Source organism: Kitasatospora sp. NPDC094028, assembly GCF_049543595.1.
In the GTDB taxonomy this organism is placed as follows: Bacteria; Actinomycetota; Actinomycetes; order Streptomycetales; family Streptomycetaceae; genus Kitasatospora.
Window position 1 is genome coordinate 67,539 of the sequence record NZ_JBMVFA010000034.1, and the last position, 19,238, is coordinate 86,776.

The 19,238-nt window shown below is 73.3% G+C and carries 17 protein-coding genes and 1 pseudogene; 12 read left to right on the forward strand and 6 right to left on the reverse strand.

Annotated elements, in window-relative coordinates:
• The first annotated feature begins 20 nt into the window (after nucleotides 1-20).
• The 5 genes from ACPC54_RS34185 (at nucleotide 21) to ACPC54_RS34205 (ending at nucleotide 4,043) form a co-directional block, all read left to right on the forward strand.
• On the forward strand, nucleotides 21-1,112 hold the full coding sequence (locus ACPC54_RS34185) for an ROK family protein (RefSeq protein ID WP_498970348.1): 1,092 nt from the start codon (nucleotides 21-23) through the stop codon (nucleotides 1,110-1,112).
• A 428-nt stretch (nucleotides 1,113-1,540) separates the two neighbouring features.
• Nucleotides 1,541-2,308, forward strand: coding sequence for a ferritin-like domain-containing protein (locus ACPC54_RS34190; RefSeq protein WP_498970349.1), 768 nt, complete (start codon nucleotides 1,541-1,543; stop codon nucleotides 2,306-2,308).
• The gene (locus ACPC54_RS34195; RefSeq protein WP_498970350.1) at nucleotides 2,305-3,111 is read left to right on the forward strand and encodes a ferritin-like domain-containing protein; all 807 of its coding nucleotides are present in this window, start codon (nucleotides 2,305-2,307) and stop codon (nucleotides 3,109-3,111) included. The genes ACPC54_RS34190 and ACPC54_RS34195 overlap by 4 nt, the downstream gene beginning before the upstream one ends.
• A gap of 71 nt (nucleotides 3,112-3,182) precedes the next feature.
• Nucleotides 3,183-3,593 carry a cupredoxin domain-containing protein gene (locus tag ACPC54_RS34200; protein ID WP_498970351.1) on the forward strand — a complete coding sequence of 137 codons (411 nt, stop codon included), beginning with the start codon at nucleotides 3,183-3,185 and terminating at the stop codon, nucleotides 3,591-3,593.
• A gap of 6 nt (nucleotides 3,594-3,599) precedes the next feature.
• Complete coding sequence (locus ACPC54_RS34205) at nucleotides 3,600-4,043, forward strand: hypothetical protein (protein ID WP_498970352.1); 444 nt, start codon at nucleotides 3,600-3,602, stop codon at nucleotides 4,041-4,043.
• A 138-nt stretch (nucleotides 4,044-4,181) separates the two neighbouring features.
• Here the strand turns inward: ACPC54_RS34205 and ACPC54_RS34210 are convergent, their stop codons facing one another.
• Both ACPC54_RS34210 and ACPC54_RS34215 read right to left on the reverse strand, forming a co-directional pair.
• The gene (locus tag ACPC54_RS34210; protein ID WP_498970353.1) at nucleotides 4,182-4,598 is read right to left on the reverse strand and encodes a hypothetical protein; all 417 of its coding nucleotides are present in this window, start codon (nucleotides 4,596-4,598) and stop codon (nucleotides 4,182-4,184) included.
• Between the two features lie 23 nt (nucleotides 4,599-4,621).
• Nucleotides 4,622-4,951, reverse strand: coding sequence for an ArsR/SmtB family transcription factor (locus ACPC54_RS34215; RefSeq protein WP_498970354.1), 330 nt, complete (start codon nucleotides 4,949-4,951; stop codon nucleotides 4,622-4,624).
• 135 nt (nucleotides 4,952-5,086) lie between these two features.
• Here ACPC54_RS34215 and ACPC54_RS34220 point away from each other — a divergent pair, with 135 nt between their 5' ends.
• Together ACPC54_RS34220 and ACPC54_RS34225 are read left to right on the forward strand one after the other, a co-directional pair.
• Nucleotides 5,087-6,262 (forward strand): MFS transporter, encoded by a 1,176-nt coding sequence (locus ACPC54_RS34220; protein ID WP_498970355.1) that lies wholly within the window; start codon nucleotides 5,087-5,089, stop codon nucleotides 6,260-6,262.
• 144 nt (nucleotides 6,263-6,406) lie between these two features.
• Nucleotides 6,407-7,936 (forward strand): CoA transferase, encoded by a 1,530-nt coding sequence (locus ACPC54_RS34225; protein ID WP_498970356.1) that lies wholly within the window; start codon nucleotides 6,407-6,409, stop codon nucleotides 7,934-7,936.
• 30 nt (nucleotides 7,937-7,966) lie between these two features.
• On the opposite strand, the gene ACPC54_RS34230 is transcribed toward ACPC54_RS34225, so the two are convergent.
• On the reverse strand, nucleotides 7,967-8,527 hold the full coding sequence (locus ACPC54_RS34230; protein WP_498970357.1) for a TetR/AcrR family transcriptional regulator: 561 nt from the start codon (nucleotides 8,525-8,527) through the stop codon (nucleotides 7,967-7,969).
• Nucleotides 8,528-8,611: 84 nt separating this feature from the next.
• Here ACPC54_RS34230 and ACPC54_RS34235 point away from each other — a divergent pair, with 84 nt between their 5' ends.
• Entirely contained in the window at nucleotides 8,612-9,481 is an 870-nt protein-coding gene (locus ACPC54_RS34235; RefSeq protein ID WP_498970358.1) for a patatin-like phospholipase family protein, read from the forward strand.
• 89 nt (nucleotides 9,482-9,570) lie between these two features.
• Here ACPC54_RS34235 and ACPC54_RS34240 read toward each other — a convergent pair whose 3' ends face one another.
• Nucleotides 9,571-10,329 carry a class I SAM-dependent methyltransferase gene (locus tag ACPC54_RS34240; RefSeq protein WP_498970359.1) on the reverse strand — a complete coding sequence of 253 codons (759 nt, stop codon included), beginning with the start codon at nucleotides 10,327-10,329 and terminating at the stop codon, nucleotides 9,571-9,573.
• 70 nt (nucleotides 10,330-10,399) lie between these two features.
• Complete coding sequence (locus ACPC54_RS34245; RefSeq protein ID WP_498970360.1) at nucleotides 10,400-11,371, reverse strand: helix-turn-helix transcriptional regulator; 972 nt, start codon at nucleotides 11,369-11,371, stop codon at nucleotides 10,400-10,402.
• Between the two features lie 475 nt (nucleotides 11,372-11,846).
• Between ACPC54_RS34245 and ACPC54_RS34250 the strand changes: the two are divergent.
• The 3 genes and pseudogenes from ACPC54_RS34250 to ACPC54_RS34260 form a co-directional block, all read left to right on the forward strand.
• Nucleotides 11,847-12,125 (forward strand): annotated as a pseudogene (locus ACPC54_RS34250) (alkaline phosphatase family protein); the annotation flags it as partial.
• 280 nt (nucleotides 12,126-12,405) lie between these two features.
• The gene (locus ACPC54_RS34255) at nucleotides 12,406-16,155 is read left to right on the forward strand and encodes a phage tail protein (protein WP_498970361.1); all 3,750 of its coding nucleotides are present in this window, start codon (nucleotides 12,406-12,408) and stop codon (nucleotides 16,153-16,155) included.
• A gap of 89 nt (nucleotides 16,156-16,244) precedes the next feature.
• Nucleotides 16,245-16,889, forward strand: coding sequence for a hypothetical protein (locus ACPC54_RS34260; protein ID WP_498970362.1), 645 nt, complete (start codon nucleotides 16,245-16,247; stop codon nucleotides 16,887-16,889).
• A 69-nt stretch (nucleotides 16,890-16,958) separates the two neighbouring features.
• Here the strand turns inward: ACPC54_RS34260 and ACPC54_RS34265 are convergent, their stop codons facing one another.
• Nucleotides 16,959-18,260, reverse strand: a complete 1,302-nt coding sequence (locus ACPC54_RS34265) for a COG1470 family protein (protein ID WP_498970363.1) — start codon at nucleotides 18,258-18,260, stop codon at nucleotides 16,959-16,961.
• A 203-nt stretch (nucleotides 18,261-18,463) separates the two neighbouring features.
• Here ACPC54_RS34265 and ACPC54_RS34270 point away from each other — a divergent pair, with 203 nt between their 5' ends.
• Nucleotides 18,464-19,132: a response regulator transcription factor gene (locus ACPC54_RS34270; RefSeq protein ID WP_498970364.1), complete on the forward strand. Its 669-nt coding sequence runs from the start codon at nucleotides 18,464-18,466 to the stop codon at nucleotides 19,130-19,132.
• Nucleotides 19,133-19,238 lie beyond the last annotated feature (106 nt).

Below are 19,238 nucleotides of genomic sequence, written 5' to 3' on the forward strand. Positions count from 1 at the left end.
CAAGCTCGCATAATCGACACGTGACGACCGACCCCGCCGCCCCGCTCCCCGCCCCCACCCCGGCGCTGAACCTCGCGCTGGTCCGCGACCGCAACGACGCCGCCGTCCTGCGCGCCGTCCGCGCCCGCGCCGGGAACGGGATCAGCCGGGTCGAACTGGCCGTGCACACCGGCCTCACCGCACAGGCCATCAGCAAGATCACCGCCCGCCTGCTCGCCGAGGACCTGCTCACCGAAGCCGGCCGCGAACGCGTCGCCGGCCAGACGGGCAAACCCCGCACCCTGCTGCGCCTCGTCCCCCGGGCGCGGTTCGCCCTCGGCGCCCAACTCGGGCGCCGCGAACTGCGCCTGCTCCAGGTCGACCTCAGCGGCGCCGTCACCGCCGAGGCCCGGGCGGACGTCGACCCGGCCGGTGAACCCGGCTCCGTCCTCGACCGGCTCGCCGCCCTGGTCCACGACCTGGCCGGCGGAGCGGCTGCCGGGCGCGTTCTCGGCCTCGGCCTCGCCTGCCCCGGCCCCCTCGACACCCGGGACGGCGTCCTCCACCAGGTCACCGGCATGCCGCGCTGGCACGGCCTGCGCCTGCGCGAGGAGATGCGGGCCCGCACCGGGCTGCCCGTCATCGTCGAGAAGAACACCACCGCCGGCGTCCTCAGCCGCCTCGGCCCCGACAACCGGGCTTTCGTCTACCTCGGCGACGGCCTCGGCGCGGGCCTGGTCCTGGACGGCCGCGTCCACCGCGGCGCCCGCACCAACGCCGGCGAGTTCGGTCACCAGTGCGTCGACCCCGCCGGCCCGCCCTGCGCCTGCGGCGCGCGCGGCTGTCTGGAGGCCGTCTGTCTCGCCGCCCTGCGGGCCGGGCGCACGGACGAGGCCGCCCGGGCGCTCGGGATCGGTGTCGCCAACCTGGTCCGGCTGCTCGACGTCGAGGAGGTCAGCCTCGGCGGCGCGACCCTCCTCGACGACCCCGAACCCTTCGAGGCCGCCATCCGCGCCGAACTCGCCGCCCGCCTGCCCGACCCGCTCTGGCAGCGCGTCACCCTCACCCGCGCGCCGCGCCTCGCCATCCCCCGGGGCGCCGCCGAGCTCGCGCTCGGCCGCCTCTTCCTCTGAACCGCTCGAAGTCCGCCGGTTGTGGTCGACGTCCACAGCCGCCTCCGCATGCCGGTTTGCGGTGTGAGGCAACGCCACGCATCGCCGACCGTCGCGGAGCGGAGATCCTTTCGGCGGCCGGGGCCTGTCCCGCCTGTCACCGTGATGCGCCCGCGCGACAGCAGACCTGACCGAGCTCGCCCAGGGCCGTCGATCGACGCGAGGGACGTCAATCGCGCGCCTTCGTGTTCACTTGCGCGAATGAAAATACGGGCCGTCCGGGGCATTGAACCGGGCCCGGGCCCGGCGCGTACCGAAGGGCAGGGGAAAGCGGTCCGGCATCCGGCCGGGTCGCCGGACCGAGACGGGACATGATGGCCGACGAGCGCATCGACACCCGACTGCTGGAAGAACTCACTGAGCAGTCACAGGACTTGAACAGTGACGCCATGCGGATCACCCGCGGCGCGCTGACCGGCTTCGCGGAATCCGCCGGGCCGTCGCGGGCGTGGTGGCGGCGGGGTGGCCTGCTGACCGCCCTGGTGGGAGGGGTGGGCCTGCTGGGCGTGACCCGGGCGGCGGCCGACTCGCCGTCGCCCTCGGCGTCCGTGCAGCCCTCCGCGCAGTCCTCCGTCTCCGGTGCGGTGACGGCGGACGACATCCGCGCGCTCCAGACCGGCGCGGCGCTGGAGAACCTCGCGGTGAGCGTCTACCAGACTGCCGCCGGCCTGCCGTTCATCAAGGGCGGGAACGCGACGGTGGCCGCGTTCATCGCCAAGACCACCGAGCAGCACCAGGCGCACGCCCAGGCGTTCAACGCCGCCGCGACCGCCGCCGGCGGCAAGGCGCAGACCGGCCCGGACCCGAAGTACAAGGCGGTGGTCGACCAGACGCTGCCCACCATCAAGACGTCGGCCGACGTGGTGAAGCTCGCCATCAGCCTGGAGGACGTCGCCACCCAGACCTACACCAAGAACGTCAGCCAGGTCTCCAGCCCCGACCTGCGCAAGCTGTTCGCCTCCGTCGCCCCCGTCGAGGCGCAGCACCGCGCCGTACTGCTCGCCGTGCAGGCGCTGCTGGCGGGCAACGCCCCCGATCTGATCGTCATCCCGGTCGACCCGGCAAAGCTGCCTGCCGCGGCCGGCAGCGTGGGCTTCCCCGACTCCTTCTACAAGACCGACAACGCCTCCCCGATCACCGAAGGGGCCGTCCAGTGACCGCCGACCGCACCTGGGAGCCCGCCCTCGGCGAGGCCGAACTGGCCCGCCTCACCCGGGAGATGGACGAGGCCCACCGGGCCACCCTGCCGCTGATGCGGGCCGCCGCACGTGACCTCGGGGAGGATCTCCGCGCCTCGGTCCCGGCCGATCCGGGCCGGCGCCGGTTCCTGCTCGGGGCGGGCGGCGCGGCCGCGGCCCTCACGCTCGCGGCCTGCTCCGGCAGCAAGAGCGTGAAGGACCCCGTGCCGACCAGCCCGGCCGGTGCGACGCCCGGCTCGCCCTCCCCGTCCGGCGGCTACACCGGGGACCTGAGGGTCGTCGCGCTGGCCGTCGCGCTGGAGAACCAGGCGGTCGGCGCCTACAAGGCCGCCCTGGACGCCGCGAGCGCGGGCAAGCTCGGCGCCGTGCCGCCGGCGGTCGCGACCTTCGTCACCACCGCGATGGCGCAGCACGCCGACCATGCGAAGGCCTGGAACTCGGCCCTCACCGGCGCCGGGCTGCCCGCGATCAACGACGTGCCGCTGTCCAACCAGGCGGACACGATGGCGGCCCTCGCCAAGGCGGCGTCCGTCGGGGACGTGGCCAAACTCGCGCTCGAACTGGAGGACCAGGCCGCCCAGACGTACCTCTTCACGACGTACAGCGTGACCGGACCGGCCGGCATCGCGACGGCCGCGAGCGTCGCCCCGGTCGAGGCCATGCACGCGGCGATCCTGAACTACGTGCTCGGCCAGTACCCCGTGCCCGACGACTTCCTGCCCACCGACAAGGCTGCGAACCCGGACCTGCTGACCGTCTGACGACCCCATGAGCCGGCGCGCGCAGGACATCCGGGCGCGCGCCCCACCCCCACCCGAAACGGAGACCGTACGTGAGCAGAACCCGGCCCCTCCTGGCTGCCGTCGTCCTCGTACTGTCCGCGGTTCTCGCGGCCTGCTCCAGCTCCGGCAAGCCCGCCGGCCCCACCACCGGTTCGGCGGGTTCCCCGGCCGCCGGCGCCACTGCCAGTGCCCTCGCGCCCAGCAGCACCGGTGCGCTCCAGGTCACGATCAAGAACTTCGCGTTCGCGCCGGCCTCCCTCACCGTGAAGCCCGGCCAGACCGTCACGGTCGTCAACCAGGACTCCACCGCCCACACGCTCACGGCCTCCGACAAGTCCTTCGACACCGGGACGATCGCGCCGGGGGCCTCCGCGACCTTCACCGCGCCGCAGCAGACGGGTGCCCACCCGTACATCTGCACCATCCACCCGTTCATGCACGGCACCCTCATCGTTGGCTGATGCACCATGATCACCCCCGAAGCCGGCCGCCGCCGCGGCCGGAGCCTCGCCCACCTCGCCCTGCGCCTCGTAGCGGTGGCCGGACTCGCGATCGACGCGGCCGTCCACGCCCGGCTCGCCGACCGGTACGACGCCATCGGCGACTCCCTCAGCCAGGGCACCCTGTTCCGCCTGGAGTCCGCCGCCGCGAGCCTCGCCGCTCTCCTGGTGCTTCTGTGGCGGCACCGCGGCGGCGACGTCTTCGCGTGGAGCGTCGCCGCGTCCGCGCTCGGCGCGCTGCTGCTCTACCGCTACGTGGACGTCGGCGCCATCGGACCGCTGCCGAACATGTACGAGCCCGTCTGGTTCGCCGAGAAGACACTCGCCGCCTGGGCCGAGGGGGTCGCCACGGCGGCCCTCACCGCCCTGCTGCTCGTCCGCGGACGGCGTCGGCTGCGACCCCGGTTGTGAGGCGCGAGGCTTCGCACGCCCGCGCGCCTCCTGGGCGCCCCGCCGCGCCCTCCCCGCCTCGGCACGCCGTTGTGGGCCGGTGAGGTTGCGGTGAGGCTTGTTCCCGCTACGCCGCGGTGCGCACCCGTCACGGCCCGGTCAGCCGTCCTGCGCCTCCCGCGCGGCAGCCTCTGCCCTGGAGAGCTCCCGCCGCATGATCTCCGCCTCGGCGCGTACCGAGTCTCGGAGTTTCGGTGACAGATGGGGGCGTTCAGCAGCTGCTTCCATGTTCTCGGTCCAGGTGCGCAGTACGTCGAGGGGGCGCTGGTGCCCGCAGTCGAGCTCGTTGCCGGCGTTGCCGTAGACGTAGGGCTGGGGGCCGGTGGTCACCCATACGCTGGCGCCCTGGTCGTGGAGAACGACCTCGAACGATGCTTCCTCGGGGTCCGCGTCCTCGGGAGTGTCCGCGACGACCGTGAACTTCTCCCCGGGCTTCATCCAGTAGTCCTCGCCCCACGGTTCGACCCAGATCCCGAGGGGCTTCTCGGTGGTGTTGCTCAGTCTGATCTTCGCCATGGCCGCAGCGTAGGGCTTGCCCGTCAGGCCGGGGCGCCGGCCGCCGCGAGGAGGGCGTCGAGCAGGCCCGGGAAGCGGGCGTCCAGGTCGGTGCGGCGCAGGCTGACGAAGCGGTTGCGGCCGGCGACGCGGGTGGTGGTGACGCCGGCTTCGCGCAGCACGCGCATGTGGTGCGAGACGGTCGACTTGTGCAGGTGGTCCAGGCCCAAGTCCCGCGGGGCGCAGGAGTGTTCGGCGTCGTCGGCGTAGCTGAGCAGCAGCCGCATGCGGACCGGGTCGCCGATGGCGTGCAGGACGGTGACGAGGTCGATGTCGGCGGTGGCGGGTTGGGGGAGCCGTTCGACGTCGGTCATGGGTGCGGCGCTCCGGATCTCTGGGGAGTGGGGACGGCGGGACAGGAATGGTTTGACAATCATCCACCAATCGATGATTGTTTGGCGAGCGTCAAACCGTTGCATGTTCGTCCAACAATCCTTGGGGGGATTTCCGTGCCCGTCCGCCTGCTCCTGCTCGCCCTCGGCACCTTCGCCGTGGGCACCGACTCGATGGTCGTCGCCGGCATCCTCGGCCCGGTCTCCGCCGACCTCGGGGTGTCGGTCGGCGCCGCCGGCCAGCTGGTCACCGTCTTCGCGCTCGGCTACGCCCTGCTCGCCCCGCCGCTGGCCGCCGCCACCGCCCGCTGGCCGCGCCGGGCCCTGCTGCTGACCGCCCTCGCCGTCTTCAGCGCCGCCAACGCGCTCAGCGCCCTCGCCCCGAACTACCCGCTGCTGCTCGCCACCCGGGTCCTCGCCGCCGCCGGCGCCGCCCTCTACACGCCGACCGCCAACGCGGTGGCCACCACCCTGGTCGCCCCCGAACGGCGCGGACGGGCGCTCGCCACCGTGCTCGGCGGCATGACCGTCGCCACCGCACTCGGCGTGCCGCTCGGCACCTGGATCGGGCGCACCGACTGGCGGATGACGATGTGGCTGGTCACCGGGCTCGGCCTGGCCGCGCTGGCCGGCCTCGCCGTCCTGCTGCGCGACCTGCCCGCCCCCGCCGCCGCCCCCACCCTCCGGGCCCGCCTCGCCCCGCTCGGCCGCCGCCAGGTGCTCGGAGCGGCCGCCACCACGCTCGCCTTCTTCCTCGCCTTCCAGTGCGTCTACATCTACCTGGCCACCGCCGTCTCCGGCGCCACCGGCGGCGACGCCGACCGGCTCAGCCTGATCCTGCTCACCGCCGGCGTGATGTCCGTCCTCGGCAGCTGGCTCGGCGGCCGCCTGGTCGACCGCCTGGGCGTGCGCACCGTCCTGCTGGCCGGCTCGGCGGTGGCCGCCGCGGCCTTCGCCGCCCTGCCCTGGCTGGGCCGCAGCATGCCGGGGGCGCTCGCCTACTCGATGGTGGTGCCGCTGGCCGGCTGGGCGGTGTCGGTCGCGCTGCCGCACCGGCTGGCCTCGATCGACCCGGCGAACGCGCCGCTGCTCATCTCGCTGAACAGCAGCGCCCTCTACCTGGGCACGGCGGCCGGGGGAGCGGCGGGATCGGCGGCGATCGCCGTGCTGGGCGCCCGGTGGTTCCCGTTCGCGGCGGCGGCGCTGGCGCTCGTCGCCTGCGCGACGGCGGCGGCCACCACCCGGGACCAGCGCGCGGCCGTCCGGGCGGCGGCCGCACCCGCCCGGGCCTGAGCCCGTAAGGGCCGGGCGTCCGTGCCGCGGTGAGTGGCCGTCAGGTCGATCCGCGCCCGAACGCCGTCGCCGCGGGCCTAGTGTTGCAGAGTGCAACACCGGCTCCGCCCCGACCACTTCGACACGAAGCAAAGGCTGGATCCCATGAGCGTCGACCAACTCACCGAGCGCGTCCGGAAGGCCCTGGCCAACCCGCTGGTCCGCGACGACGGCTTCGACATCCACCAGGCCCTGCGCGAGGTCCTCGCCCCGGCCGGCCTGCGACCCGAGGACGGCGGCGGGAGCGTCACCTTCCTCGGCAGCGACCCGATCGTCCCGAGCGTGATGCGCCTCGGCGGCGCCGCCGCACTGGGCATCACCGCCAAGTCCGTTGCCCTGGCCGCACTCTGGCGACACCGCACCGGCGAGGGCCAGGACATCACGATGGACCTGCGCAAGGCCCCGCACCGGCTGTGCCCCTTCTACGACCGGACGTGGGAACTGCTCAACGGCCACCCCGGCGGCATGCCCTCGGACCCGGAGAGCCCGCTGGGCTTCGAGTTCTACCAGGCGCGCGACGGCCGCTGGGTCATGCCGCTCAACCCCTACCCGAAGATCCGCAACGCCCTGTACGGGCTGCTCCGCACCTGGCCCGAGAAGCAGGCCGTCGCCGAGGCCGTCGCCTGGTGGGACGCCGCCGAGCTGGAGCGGGCCGGCGCCGAACTCGGCGTCGTCCTGCCGATGCTGCGCACCACCGAGGAGTTCCTGCGCGAGCCCGCGTACGAGGTCCTCGCCCGGGATCCGCTCATCAGGATCGAGAAGATCGGCGACAGCGAGCCCGAGCCCCTGCCCGCCGCCGCGGCCCAGCCGCTCTCGGGCATCCGCGCGCTCGGCATGGGCCACGTCATCGCGGGCGCCGGCATCGGCCGCGACCTCGCCTTTCACGGTGCGGACGTGCTGAACCTCTGGCGCCCGGACGAGCTGGAGCACGAGCTCGCGTACAACTCCGCCAACGTGGGCGTCCGTTCCAGCACCATCGACCCCTACGGCCGCGAAGGGCGGGCGAAGATCCGTGAACTGCTGCGCGGTGCGGACGTGTTCTACGCCAACCGGCGCCCCGGTTACCTGGAGCGGATCGGCCTGAGTGCCGAGGAGGCCGCGGCCGTCCGCCCCGGCCTCGTGCACGTCCGGCTCTCGCTCGCCGGGGAGAGCGGCCCGTGGGCCGGGCGGGTCGGCTTCGACCAGGTCGCCGGCGCGCTCACCGGCATCATGCTGATGGAGGGCCCGGACGGTGTCGCGGCCGGGCCGACCAGCACCCCCGCCATGCCCCACATCGGCGTCGTCAACGACTACCTGCTGTCCTGGCTCGCCACCACCGGCGCGGTCGCCGCGCTCGTGCGCCGGGCCACCGAGGGCGGCAGCTACCGCGTCACCCTCAACCTCACCCGCGTCGCCGTCTGGATCCTCGGCCTCGGCGTCTTCGACCGCGACTACGCCCACGCGACCGCCCTCGCCGGCGACCCCGCCTCCCCGCACGCCTACCTCGACCCGGACACCTTCACCGCCACCACCCCCTGCGGCCACTACCAGGGCGTCACCGACCAGGTGACCATGTCCCGGACCCCCGGCCGCTTCCGCACCGTCCTCGTCCCCCGCGGCAGCAGCGCCCCCTGCTGGCTCCCGTACGGCGCCTGACCGGCCCGCGCCCGGCCGACCGGCCTCGCCTCAGGGGCGCAGGAGTGCGCAGAAGCGGTCCAGGGCGCGGTCGGTGCGGTCGTGGTCGCCGGTGGTGGTGAGGTCGAACAGCAGGCCCCGGACGACGGCCATGACCAGGGTGGGGGTGACGGTGTCGTCCGGGCCGGTGGCGACCTCGTGGAAGGCGGCGCCGAGGGTGGGGAACCAGCCCGTGATCGCCTCGGCCTGGTCCGGGTAGTTCTCCGGGTGGGTGAGGCCGTCGGCGTGCACCTCGAAGAACAGGCGGACGAACGGGGCGCGTTCGGGCGCGCTGATCCAGGCCCAGATGCCGCGCAGGCGCTCCTCCGGGGAGGCGGCGCGCGCGGGGAGGTGCTCGGCCAGCCGGGCCGCGCCGCGGCGGCGGGCCTCGGCGAGGACGGCCGCCACCAGCTCCTGCTTGCTGCCGAAGTCGTAGAGCAGCATCCGCGGGCTGGTGTCGAGGGCCGCGGCGAGCGGCCGCAGGCTCAGCCCGGTCAGGCCGTGCGCCAGGACGTAGTCGGTGGCCCGGGCCAGCGTGGCCTCCCGTCGGGCGGGATCCGGTGGTCGCCCCACGGCGGACCGTCCTCTCGTTCGTGCGGATGTGAGCCGGCGTCAGTATATGGTACGACTGTTTCAAGAACGGGGAGGGAGACAGTCATGAACGCACTCGACCGGGCGCTCGTCCTGGGCGCCGGGGGTCTCGTCGGCACGGCCTGGACGGCCGGGCTCGCCGGCGGGCTGCGCCGCGCCGGGGTGGACCCGGGGGAGGCCGAGCTGTTCGTCGGCACCTCGGCCGGCGCGATCACCGCCGCACTGCTGGCCGCCGGCCAGGACCCGGCCCGGCTCGCCACCCCGGTGCGCCCCGCCGGCTCAGCCGGCACCCGACCCCAGGTGGACGGGCGCCGGCTGGCCGAGGCGTTCGCCGTCCTGGGGAACGCCGCCGACGACCCGGACGGAGCGCGGCGCCGGGTGGGGCGGATCGCGCTCGCCGCCGAGACCGGCCCGGAGGAGGCCCACGTCGACCGGATGCGCGGCATGGTCGGCGCGCAGGAGTGGCCGGACCGGCGGCTGCTCATCCCCGCGACGGACGCCGAGACCGGCGAGCAGAGGGTCTTCGACCGGGCGAGTGGCGCACCGCTGCCCGCCGCGGTGGCGGCCGCCACCGCCTTCCCGGGCATCTACCCGCCGATCACCATCGGCGGCCGCCGCTACCTGGACGGCTCCCTGCGGTCGGCCACCAACGCCGCACTCGCGGCCGGGGCCCGCCTGCTCGTCGTGATCGACCCGCAGGCGCACCTGTTCCCCCGCGACCTGCTCCGGCGGGAGCTGGCGGCCGCCGCGGCGCACACCGTGGTGACCATCGAGCCCGACCCGGCGGCGCTGCGCGCCTTCGGCCCGGATCTGAACGACCGGACGGCCTGGGAGCCGGCCTACCGGGAGGGCCTGCGCCAGGCCGCCGAGGCCGCGGAACGGCTGCGCCCGGTCTGGACGGCCGGAGCCGACGCGGCCGGAGTCGACCCGGCCTGAGTCGGCCCGGCCTGAGCCGACCCGACCTGAGCCGGCGCCCGGTCCCCGGAGCGGCGCTGCCGTCCGGCCGGCCGTTCCGCCGGAGCGGGTCAGGGCCGGCGCGCCTCGATCAGGAAGCGGGCCGAATGGGCGACGAACGGCCCCTCGGCCCGGATCAGCGCGTCGAGCTCGCGCAGGCGCTCGCGGTGGGCGTCGACGGTGAAGCCCGGCACCATCCAGACCACCTTGCGCAGGAAGTAGACCACCGCGCCGATGTCGCGGAACTCGATCCGCAGCCGCTCGGAGCGCAGGTCCACCACCTCCAGCCCGGCGGCCCGGGCGGCCTCCACGGCGGCCTCCGGGCGCCGGCCGAGGCGCGCCCGCGGCTGCGGGCCGAGGAAGTACTCGACCAGTTCGAACACCGAGGCCGGGCCGACGTGCTGCGCCAGGTACGTGCCGCCGGGGCGCAGCACGCGGGCGACCTCCGGCCACCACACGGTCACCGGGTGGCGGCTGGTCACCAGGTCGAAGGAGCGGTCGGCGAACGGCAGCGGCGGCTCGTCCGGGTCGGCCACGACGACCGCGCCGAGCGGGTGCAGCCGGGCGCTCGCCCGGGCGACGTTGGGCGGCCACGACTCGGTGGCGACCATCGTCCGGGGGAAGCGGTCGGCCACCCCGGCCAGCACCTCGCCGCCCCCGGTCTGCACGTCGAGCGCCGCCGAGGCCCGCGCCAGCCGCTCGCCGAGCAGCCGCTGGTACCCCCAGGACGGGCGCTGCTCGGTGGCCCGGCCGTCCAGCCAGGAGAAGTCCCACCCGTCGACCGGGGCGGCGGCCGCCTCGTCCACCAGGTCCTCGAACGTGCGCGTCATGCGGACCATCCTGTCCCGCCGGCCGCCGCCGTGCCACGCGGTGCGTTCGGCCGCGGCGGCGGCGCGGGCGTCAGAGCCAGCCCTTGTGGGCGGCCTTGATGCCCGCTTCGAAGCGGCTGCTGGCGCCGAGGCGTTCCATGATCGAGGACATGTGGCGGCCGACGGTGCGCGAGGAGATGCCCAGGCGCTGTCCGGCGGTGTCGTCGGTGAGGCCGGAACCGAGCAGGCGCAGGAGTTCGCGTTCGGTGGGGGTGAGGCCGGTGCGGGGGTCCTCGGGCTGGGCGGCGCCGAGCGGGACGGCGGTGTTCCAGGCCTGGTCGAAGAGGTCGATCAGGGCGGCGAGGATGCCGGGTTCGGTGACGTAGAGGGCGCCGATGCGGTTGTTCACGGGGTCGATCGGGATGAGGGCCTGGCTGCGGTCGATGATGACCATCCGCGGCGGGATGGTGGCGGCGGTGCGGACCTCGCCGCCCTGGCTGAGCAGCCAGTGGCCGTAGGTGATGGCGTGCGGCTGGTTGCGGGTGGACTCCTGGTAGAGGGTGCGGATGGCGATGCCGCGGGCGAGGGCCTCGGTGTCGGTGGCCCGGCTGGCGAGGAGGTCCTCGGGGCGCTGGTCGCCGGGCTGGCTGCCGAGGGCCTCGGTGGTGGCGCTGCGGCCCATCCGTTCGAGGCGGGCGTGGATGGCGTCCATGCCGAGCAGGCGTTCGCCGTGGGTCGTGCGGTGCTCGGCGCGGTCCGCGACCAGCTGTGTCACCGCTGCCCGTGAGGCTGCCAACTGGGCGTGCCGGGCGGCGAGTTCGGCTTCCTGCCGGGCGAGGATGTCGGCCAGGCCGATGTCCGGGCTGATCGCGCGCAGCTGGCCGGGGCGCTCGGCGGAGGCCCGGACCAGGGTGAGCCGGGCCAGTTCGTCGAGGTGGTCGTGCACCTCGACGGACGCCAGGCCGCAGTGCGCGGCGATCTCGTCCACGCCGAAGGCGGGATGGTCGAGCATGGCCTGGTACACCGTCGTCGCGCCGGTCGTGAGGCCCAGTACTTCCAACATGGCATCCCCCCGGGTTACCGGCCGCCTCCCGAATGGGCGGCCGGTCGCATCAAACAGTCTTTCGGTGATCGGCTCAAGATCCGATTCGGCGCCTTCGTCACGATCTGCGCCCACATGAGTGGGGGCCGATGCCGTTTTGATGCCGGGAAGTGTCGGGTCGCCGACAGATTGTCCGGATCCGATCGGTCCGATTGCGGACATCCGGCGCGGGATCCGGGCGGCGTCCCTGGTGGCGGGCCTGCTCCCCAGGCGGCGGCCACGTCCGGGGTAGCGGCGACCGGCACGTGCGAGGGCGTACGGATGGCGTCGATCAAGCCGTTCCGGATGAGCTTCGACCGGGCGGCCGCGCACGCGTCCCCGCTCTCCGCTCCGGTCGGGACGAAGAACCGCCTCCCCGGCCTCGGGGAGGTTGGCTGGACAAGTGTTGAGCGAACGCTCACGCGCTGTTCCCCGGCGGAGCGTGGACGGATCGCCCGTGGCCCGTAGGTTCGAGCCTGCTCGCAACCTCGCAGTCACGACGAAGGAGTTCCGCGCCGACGTCGAGCAGGGCCGGCTGCCGCAGGTCTCCTGGATCGTCCCGCCGTACAAGTACAGCGAGCACCCCTCCGCCACGCCCACCGACGGCGCGTACGACATCAACCTCGTGCTGGACGCGCTCACCTCCAACCCCGAGGTCCGGGGCCGGACCGTCTTCCTCGTCAACTACGACGAGAACGACGGCCTGTTCGACCACGTCGTCCCGCCGATGCCCAGAACGGCTGCCCCGGCACCAGCGACCCCGGTCCCCGCTGACCGGTCCCCGCTGACCGGTCCCGCGCAGGGCCGGCGCCGGGCTCGCGCGGCGGCCCGGAAGGTGTGCCCCTTCGGCTGCCTGATAGGGCTACGGGAAGGCCCCGGGCGCGGGCCACGATCGGGGGATGGGGACCTCGGCCGAGCGGGACCGGCAAGGGGCCGGCGAAGCCGTCCCGCACCGTCGTGGTGCGACCCCCGGCCCTGGCGTGGAGGGCGGATCCGCGGCCGTTCCCGTGCCGGCGGTGCCGGATCGGGCCGGGCCGTCCTCGCCGTTGAGCCGGGCGACCGCGCAGCGGCTGCAGCGCGTGGTGGGCAACCGCGCGGTCGCGGCGATGGTGGCGTCCCGCCGTGCGGGGCCCGAGGCCGGCCCGCCGGGGCCCGCACGCGTCACGGCGCAGGCCGCACCCGCGCCGTCCGCCGCCGCGCCGTCCGCCGCCGCGCTGCCGGTGCAGCGTCGCGCCGCCGGCGCGCGGGCTCCCGCCGCGTCCTCGGCGAAGTTCCAGACGGTGGCGTCGGACGTCCGGAGCAAGAAGAAGACCCTCGCGGCGCATCCGCCGCCGGCGACGGCGGCGAACGCCGCGCAGGCCGCCGCGAAGCCACCCGCCGACGACAGGATCGCGCAGGGCAAGGCGGCGAACGCGGAGAAGATGAACGCCGCCCAGCCGGGCACCTTCGACAAGGCCGCCTTCGTGCGCGCCGTGAACGAGGCCATCAGCGCACAGGCCCCCAAGAACCTCGACGAGGCGGACAAGTTCAGCCGCTCGGGCAAGGCCGCCGCGGTCAAGGGGCAGGTGCAGGGTCAGGTCGCGGACGGCAGGAAGAAGTCGGCCGCCGCCATCGAGACCACGACGAAGGCGGCACCCGACACCTCGGCGGCCAGGGAGAAGCCGGTCACCCCGCTGGCCCCGCAGCCCGCGGCCGCCAACCCCGGTGCCCCCGACGCCTCGCACGCGGTGCCGGACAAGGCCCCGCCCGCGGCCACGGACTTCTCGGCCGGGCCGAAGCAGGTCGACCAGCAGATGGCCGACGCCCAGGTCACCGAGGCGCAGCTCGCCAAGTCCAACGAACCGGCGTTCACCGCCGCGCTGAAGGACAAGAAGGCCGGCGAGCAGCACGCCGCCACCGCCCCGGGGCAGGTGCGGGCCGCCGAGGCCAGGACCCTGACGACGGCGAAGGCCGCCGCCGCCACCGCCGGGGCCACCGCGATGACCGGCCTGACCGCGATCCGGCAGCAGACCGACACCCAGGTGCGGCAGGGCCAGCAGGACACCCGGTCCGGCGACGAGAAGAAGCGGGCGGACGTCACCGCGAAACTGCAGACGGTCTTCGACGCGACGAAGACCGAGGTCGAAGCCATCCTGTCCGGCCTGGACAAGAAGGTCGACGACGCGTTCACCGCGGGCGAGAAGGCCGCGCGGGACGCCTTCACCGCGGACCACAAGCACCGCATGGACGAGTACAAGCACAAGCGGTACTCGGGTTTCACCGGCAAGCTGAAGTGGGTCAAGGACAAGTTCGCCGGGCTGCCCGCGGAGGCCGACCAGATCTTCGTCGTGGCCCGGCAGGGCTACGTGACCCGGATGCAGTCGGTGATCTCCGGGGTCGCGGACGTCATCGCCGCCGAACTGAACCGGGCGAAGCGGCGGATCGCCACCGGGCGCCAGCAACTGCAGGCCGAGGTACGGAAGTTGCCGGCGGACCTGCAGGCGATCGGCAAGGAGGCCGCCGGGCAGTTCGCGGGAAGGTTCGACACCCTCACGGAGAGCGTGGACGCCAAGGGCCAGGAGCTGGTGCAGACCCTGGCGGACAAGTACAACTCCGCGCTCAAGGAGGTGGACGCGGAGATCGAGGCGGAGAAGGAGAAGAACAAGGGCCTGATCGCCAAGGCCGTCGACGCGGTCAAGGGCGTCATCACCACCATCCTCCACCTCAAGGACCTCCTGCTCGGAGTCCTCGCCAAGGCCGCGCACGCGGTGATGGCGATCCTCAAGGACCCGATCGGCTTCCTCGGCCACCTCGTCTCCGCGGTCGGCGCCGGTCTGCGGAACTTCCTCGCCAACATCGGCACCCATCTGAAGAAGGGCCTCATCGGCTGGCTGCTCGGCACCATGTCCGGCGCGGGACTGCAGTTGCCGGCGAAATTCGATCTGCGCGGCATCCTGACGATGATCGCCTCCCTGCTCGGGCTCACCTGGGGGGCGATCCGGGGCCGGATCGTCGCGAAGGGCATCCCGGAACAGGCGATGAGCGCGGTCGAGTCCGGCGTGCCGATGGTGGCGAAGCTGCAGTCCGAGGGCGTCGCGGGGGTGGAGGAGGAGATCAAGGAGCAGGTCGGGGACCTGAAGGAGAACCTGCTCGGCAAGATCTCGTCGTATCTGATCCCCACCGTGCTCATGGCCGGCATCACCTGGATCATCAGCCTGCTGAACCCGGCCAGCGCGTTCATCAAGGCCTGCAAGATGATCATCGACATCATCACGTTCATCGTCGAACGCGGCGCCCAGATCATCGAGTTCGTCAACGCCGTCCTCGACTCCGTCATCGCCATCGCGGGAGGCGGCGGCGGAGGCGTACCCGGAATGATCGAGGGCGCCCTGGCCAAGTCCATCCCCGTACTGATCGGCGCCCTCGCCGCGATCCTCGGCATCGGCGGCATCGCCAACAAGGTCAAGAGCTTCTTCCAGGCCCTGTCGAAACCGGTGATGAAGGCCGTCGACTGGATCGTCCGCAAGATCGTGAAACTCGGCAAGGCCATCTGGGCCAAGCTCAAGGCGGCCGGCAAGAAGGTCAAGGACAGGTTCGGCGGCAAGAAGGGTGACGGTCGGAAGACACCCGGCAAGGACGCCGGCCCGGCCAAGGACCTTCCCCTCCCGTCGAAGCCGTTCTCCACCCGCGACGGGGAGCAGCACCGGGTGCTGTTCACCGGGCGCGGCGCCTCGGCGGAACTGAAGGTGCACAGCGTCGAGCAGCGCATCGCGGACTTCTTCCAGTCGTGGGCCACGGAAGTGGGCAAGCTGCCCGATTCGAGCCCGGAGAAGGCGCAGCAGTCCCAGGCACTGGCCGCGGCGAAGGCGAAGTCCGACGACGTCGAGAAGCGGAAGGACGCCCTGGGCAGGGACGGCGCGGCCAGCCTGCAGCGGCAGACGGACTACGACGCGCTGGTCGGCGACATGACCACCCTCGCGCGGCTGCTCGCGGCCCGGAGCCCGAAGCCGCCGCTGCCGCCACCCGTGCTGCCGCCGTTCTCCAACGGTGTGCTGGCCGGGGGATTCAAAGCGGAGTTCCTGCCCCGGAACATCAGGAGCATCCATCCGGGCGAGGCCGCGGAAAAGAACAAGGGTGCGACCCTGACCGGCTGGGACTACGTCGCCCTGAACGGCCTCAATCCGCCCAATACCACCGTATGGGTGAAGATGCATCTGCTCCCGGATCCCCTTGGCGGCAAAGCCACCGACTCCAACCTGGTTCCGGCCCTGGCCACGACGAACACGACCTTCCACTACGGCGTCGAGGACCCGGCCGCGCAAGCCCTGGGCGGCGGCCATGAGGACATGATCTGGTACGAGGTCGACGTCAAGACGCATGCCAGCCCGGCGGGATTCCTGGAGAGCATTACGGTGCGCTGGGCCGGCTACGAGGTGAAGGACGGCGCTTGGCATCCCAAGTCGGCGAATTCCGCACTGAAACAGGAGCTTTCGTCGGCCAGTCAGCCGACGCCGGCCGGGGTCAACCCGCTGATGCTGAACGCGATCAGCCCGCACGGCTGGAAAGGCCTCAGCAATGCGATATTCGGCTCGAAGGATGAATCGCCTTTCTGCAACATGATTATTGGAGAAAAATCGAACGGCGACTTCACGGATGACATGTCCGTCCTGAGGCTTCGACTCGTGGGCGCCAACAGTCGCCGGAGAAGCGGGAGTGAGATAGACGGAATTCAGGAGAAGATCAGCAAGTTGGTGGACGCCATCCAGGCGGGACGAATCAAGATCTGAGCCAGATCTCAAGCCGGATCCAGCGGACGGAGCACTGAGCGGATATGGTCGATCGTGACCCCACCCCCATCGAGCGCCGATTTCTCGATTTGATCGAATCGCTGAGGACGAACGACGCGATCGACGTCGTCGGGGAACGGAAGAAGGACATCAGCACGGTCGTCGAGGACTCGCTGGCCGGCTTCTCCACACTGGAGAAGGTGTTCGGCATCGCCCTCGATCCCGGTCTCAAGGACCACCACGTCCGCTACTGGGAGCTCGGAGTTCACTGGGGCGAGGCCGGCGCCTCCGTCGGTGCCGGCGGGGAGTTCGTCCTTCATGAACCGGTCGACGCGCTCATGTCCGGGCCGCCCGACGCCGGCAGTGTCCGCGACGACGAGCAGGTCGCACTCTTCAAGGAACTGCGCGTGATCGACCACCTGCCGGACAGCGGGGCAATCGCGTTCGCGGCCGTCCGGCTGGTCGGCGGCACCATCGCGCCGCGGACCTGGTTCTACCGGTTCCCGCACGGGGCCTTCGAGCTCGAACTGGACTACCCCGGGTACCTGGAGGCGCTCCTGCTCACCAGGGGCCTCTACGGCTGGCAGTTCCTCTACGCGGACGTCCGCCTCGCCGACCCGGCGTACGCCCCGCTGGTCGACCTCATCCGGACCGGCCTCGACTTCCTGGCGGAGGCCCTGCCGGACCCCCGCTACGCCGAGCTGGAGGCGCGGTTGGCCGAGCGGTCGCGCTGACCGTCCTCGAACACGATTCGGCCGACCGCGATGCCCGCGGTCGGCCGACTCGGCCCTGATGGCCGGGCGTCACTCCAGTGACCCGCTCAGCAGGGCCGCCGCCGAACAGTCGGACGGTGCGGGGCCGTTGACCGGCTGGCCGGGGCGGCCGCAGGAGACGGTGACGGTCAGCTTCTGCTTCTCGCCGATCAGGATCGGCGAGGCCCAGTGGAAGTCCTGCTCCCGGAAGTTCTCCAGCGCGGGGGCCAGCAGGGGGGTGTCGCCGACCGCGATGGTGATGGTGCCCGAGTCGCCCTGCGGGTTCTCCAGGACGAGGTCGGTCAGCCGCAGCGTCTTGCCCTCCGGCACCTGGTAGTCCTCCGCGTGGGTGGCTCCGGCCGGGGCGGTGGCCTTGAGCCGCTGGGAGAACAGCGCGGCCCCCGGCGCCGGTACCAGGCCGGTGCCCGGGCTCGCGGCCGGGCGCGGGGAGCCGCTCGCCCCGCCGCCCGCCGCCTGCTGCGCGCCGGCCGCCGCCTGTTGGGCCGCCGCGGCCGCGCCCTGGGCGTCGGCGGCCTTCTGCTTCGCCTCCGAGGCCTGCGAGGCCGCCGCCGTGACGGACCCGGCGACGGCGTTCTTCGCGGTGGAGCGGACGGCCGGGCGCAGCACCCCGAACCAGGCCCCCGCCAGCATGCCCGCGACCACGGCCACGGCGATCGCCGTCTTCAACAGCCCCTTGGGCGGCATCGGTTGCTGGAGGTACGTGCCGTCCAGCGGGATCGGCTCGCCCTCGGCCGGGGTCACCACCACCTGGAAGGCGTGCGGCACGTCCTGGCCCCGCCACACCCGGCGTCGCGGCCGGACGTCGGCCCGGACGAACGCCGCCCGGCCCGGCTCGACCGTGGTCGCGGCGGCCGGGAGGGCGAAGGTGAGCAGGTCGGCGCGGTCGCTGCCGGCGAGGGTCACCGAGACCGGCCGGTTGCCCCGGTTGTCCACGGCCACCTGGTGCCGCCCGCGCCCGCGCCCCTGCGACATCCGGGGCGTCAACTCGGCGGTCAGCCCGTCGAACGGCAGCACCTCGACGACGCCCTCGGGCACCACGGCCTGGTCCGGCCGCTCCTGCGGCAGCACCCGAACCCCGAACGCCACCGGCCCGGCCGCCGTCGAACTGTCGCGCGGCGGGCGGAACTTCAGGACGACCCGGCCGGACGTCCCGGGGTAGAGCGAGAGCGTATCCGGATCCACGACCGTCCAGGCCCCGGCCGGGCCGAGCACCTCGAAGCGGTAGGCCTCGACGAGCTCACCGCCGTTGCGCACCTCCAGCGAGAGTTGGGCCTCCTCCCCGGGCAGCACCGCGATGGTGGACGGGTCGAGGTGGGCCGATGTGGTGGTCATGCGCCGAGGGTAGGAAGCGGCCGGGCCACGGTCAGGTGCCCGGCGGTCACACTTCCGGGCAGTTGTGCTGCCCGTTAAGTCCTTGTGAAGTGCCTGATGACTTGCCGGGTGTTGACTCGTCGGGGAACGGGGCGGCGGGCGCTGCGCCGGCCCGTGGACCTTGGGCGCCCGGCGACGGCCGGGCACGGGAGGACGGGGAACGCATGCGGTATCACGGCAACGGCGACATCACCTGGATTCCGGTCCGGATCAGTGCACAGGACCCGATCACCCGCGCGGGGCTGGCGGGCCAGCTGCGCCCCCGCCCGGAGATCCGCCTGCTGGGGGAGGACGGATCGGCGGACCCGGCGGAGGCCGGCACCGAGCCGGTGGTGGTCCTGGTCGCGGTGGACCGGGTCGGCGAGGAGGAGCTCCGGACGCTGCGGCAGCTCCGCTGCTCGGCGGCCGGGCGGATCGTCCTGGTCGGCACCGAGCTGGACGACGCCGGCCTGGTGGCTGCCGTGGAGTGCGGCGTGGTCGGGGTGGTCCGGCGGAAGGAGGCGACGGCCGAGCGCCTGGTGCAGGTGATCTCGGCGGCGGCACGCGGCGAGGGGAGCGTCCCGGCGGACCTGCTCGGCCGCCTGCTGGAGCAGGTCGGCCGCTTGCAGCGCCAGGTGCTCGACCCGCGCGGCCTCGCCTTCACCGGGCTCGCGCCGCGCGAGGTGGAGGTGCTGCGGCTGGTGGCGGCGGGCCGCGACACCGCCGAGATCGCCGAGGAACTGTCCTTCTCCGAACGGACGGTGAAGAACGTCCTGCACGAGGTCACCACCCGCCTCCAACTGCGCAACCGCTCGCACGCGGTCGCGTACGCGATGCGCGAGGGCCTGATCTGAGCGTACGGACCGCCCCTTCGGGCAGCCACCGCTACCCGGACCGCTGCCCCGGCCGCTGCTGCCGACCGGGCCGGGGCCGGTCAGGGTTGCGCTGAGGAGGCATATC

Coding starts and splice junctions, on each gene's coding strand:
- ACPC54_RS34190 (WP_498970349.1), top strand. CDS start 1,541: ATGCGGATCACCCGCGGCGCGCTGACCGGCTTCGCGGAATCCGCCGGG.
- ACPC54_RS34205 (WP_498970352.1), top strand. CDS start 3,600: ATGATCACCCCCGAAGCCGGCCGCCGCCGCGGCCGGAGCCTCGCCCAC.
- ACPC54_RS34210 (WP_498970353.1), bottom strand. CDS start 4,598: ATGGCGAAGATCAGACTGAGCAACACCACCGAGAAGCCCCTCGGGATC.
- ACPC54_RS34215 (WP_498970354.1), bottom strand. CDS start 4,951: ATGACCGACGTCGAACGGCTCCCCCAACCCGCCACCGCCGACATCGAC.
- ACPC54_RS34225 (WP_498970356.1), top strand. CDS start 6,407: ATGAGCGTCGACCAACTCACCGAGCGCGTCCGGAAGGCCCTGGCCAAC.
- ACPC54_RS34235 (WP_498970358.1), top strand. CDS start 8,612: ATGAACGCACTCGACCGGGCGCTCGTCCTGGGCGCCGGGGGTCTCGTC.
- ACPC54_RS34240 (WP_498970359.1), bottom strand. CDS start 10,329: ATGACGCGCACGTTCGAGGACCTGGTGGACGAGGCGGCCGCCGCCCCG.
- ACPC54_RS34245 (WP_498970360.1), bottom strand. CDS start 11,371: ATGTTGGAAGTACTGGGCCTCACGACCGGCGCGACGACGGTGTACCAG.
- ACPC54_RS34265 (WP_498970363.1), bottom strand. CDS start 18,260: ATGACCACCACATCGGCCCACCTCGACCCGTCCACCATCGCGGTGCTG.
- ACPC54_RS34270 (WP_498970364.1), top strand. CDS start 18,464: ATGCGGTATCACGGCAACGGCGACATCACCTGGATTCCGGTCCGGATC.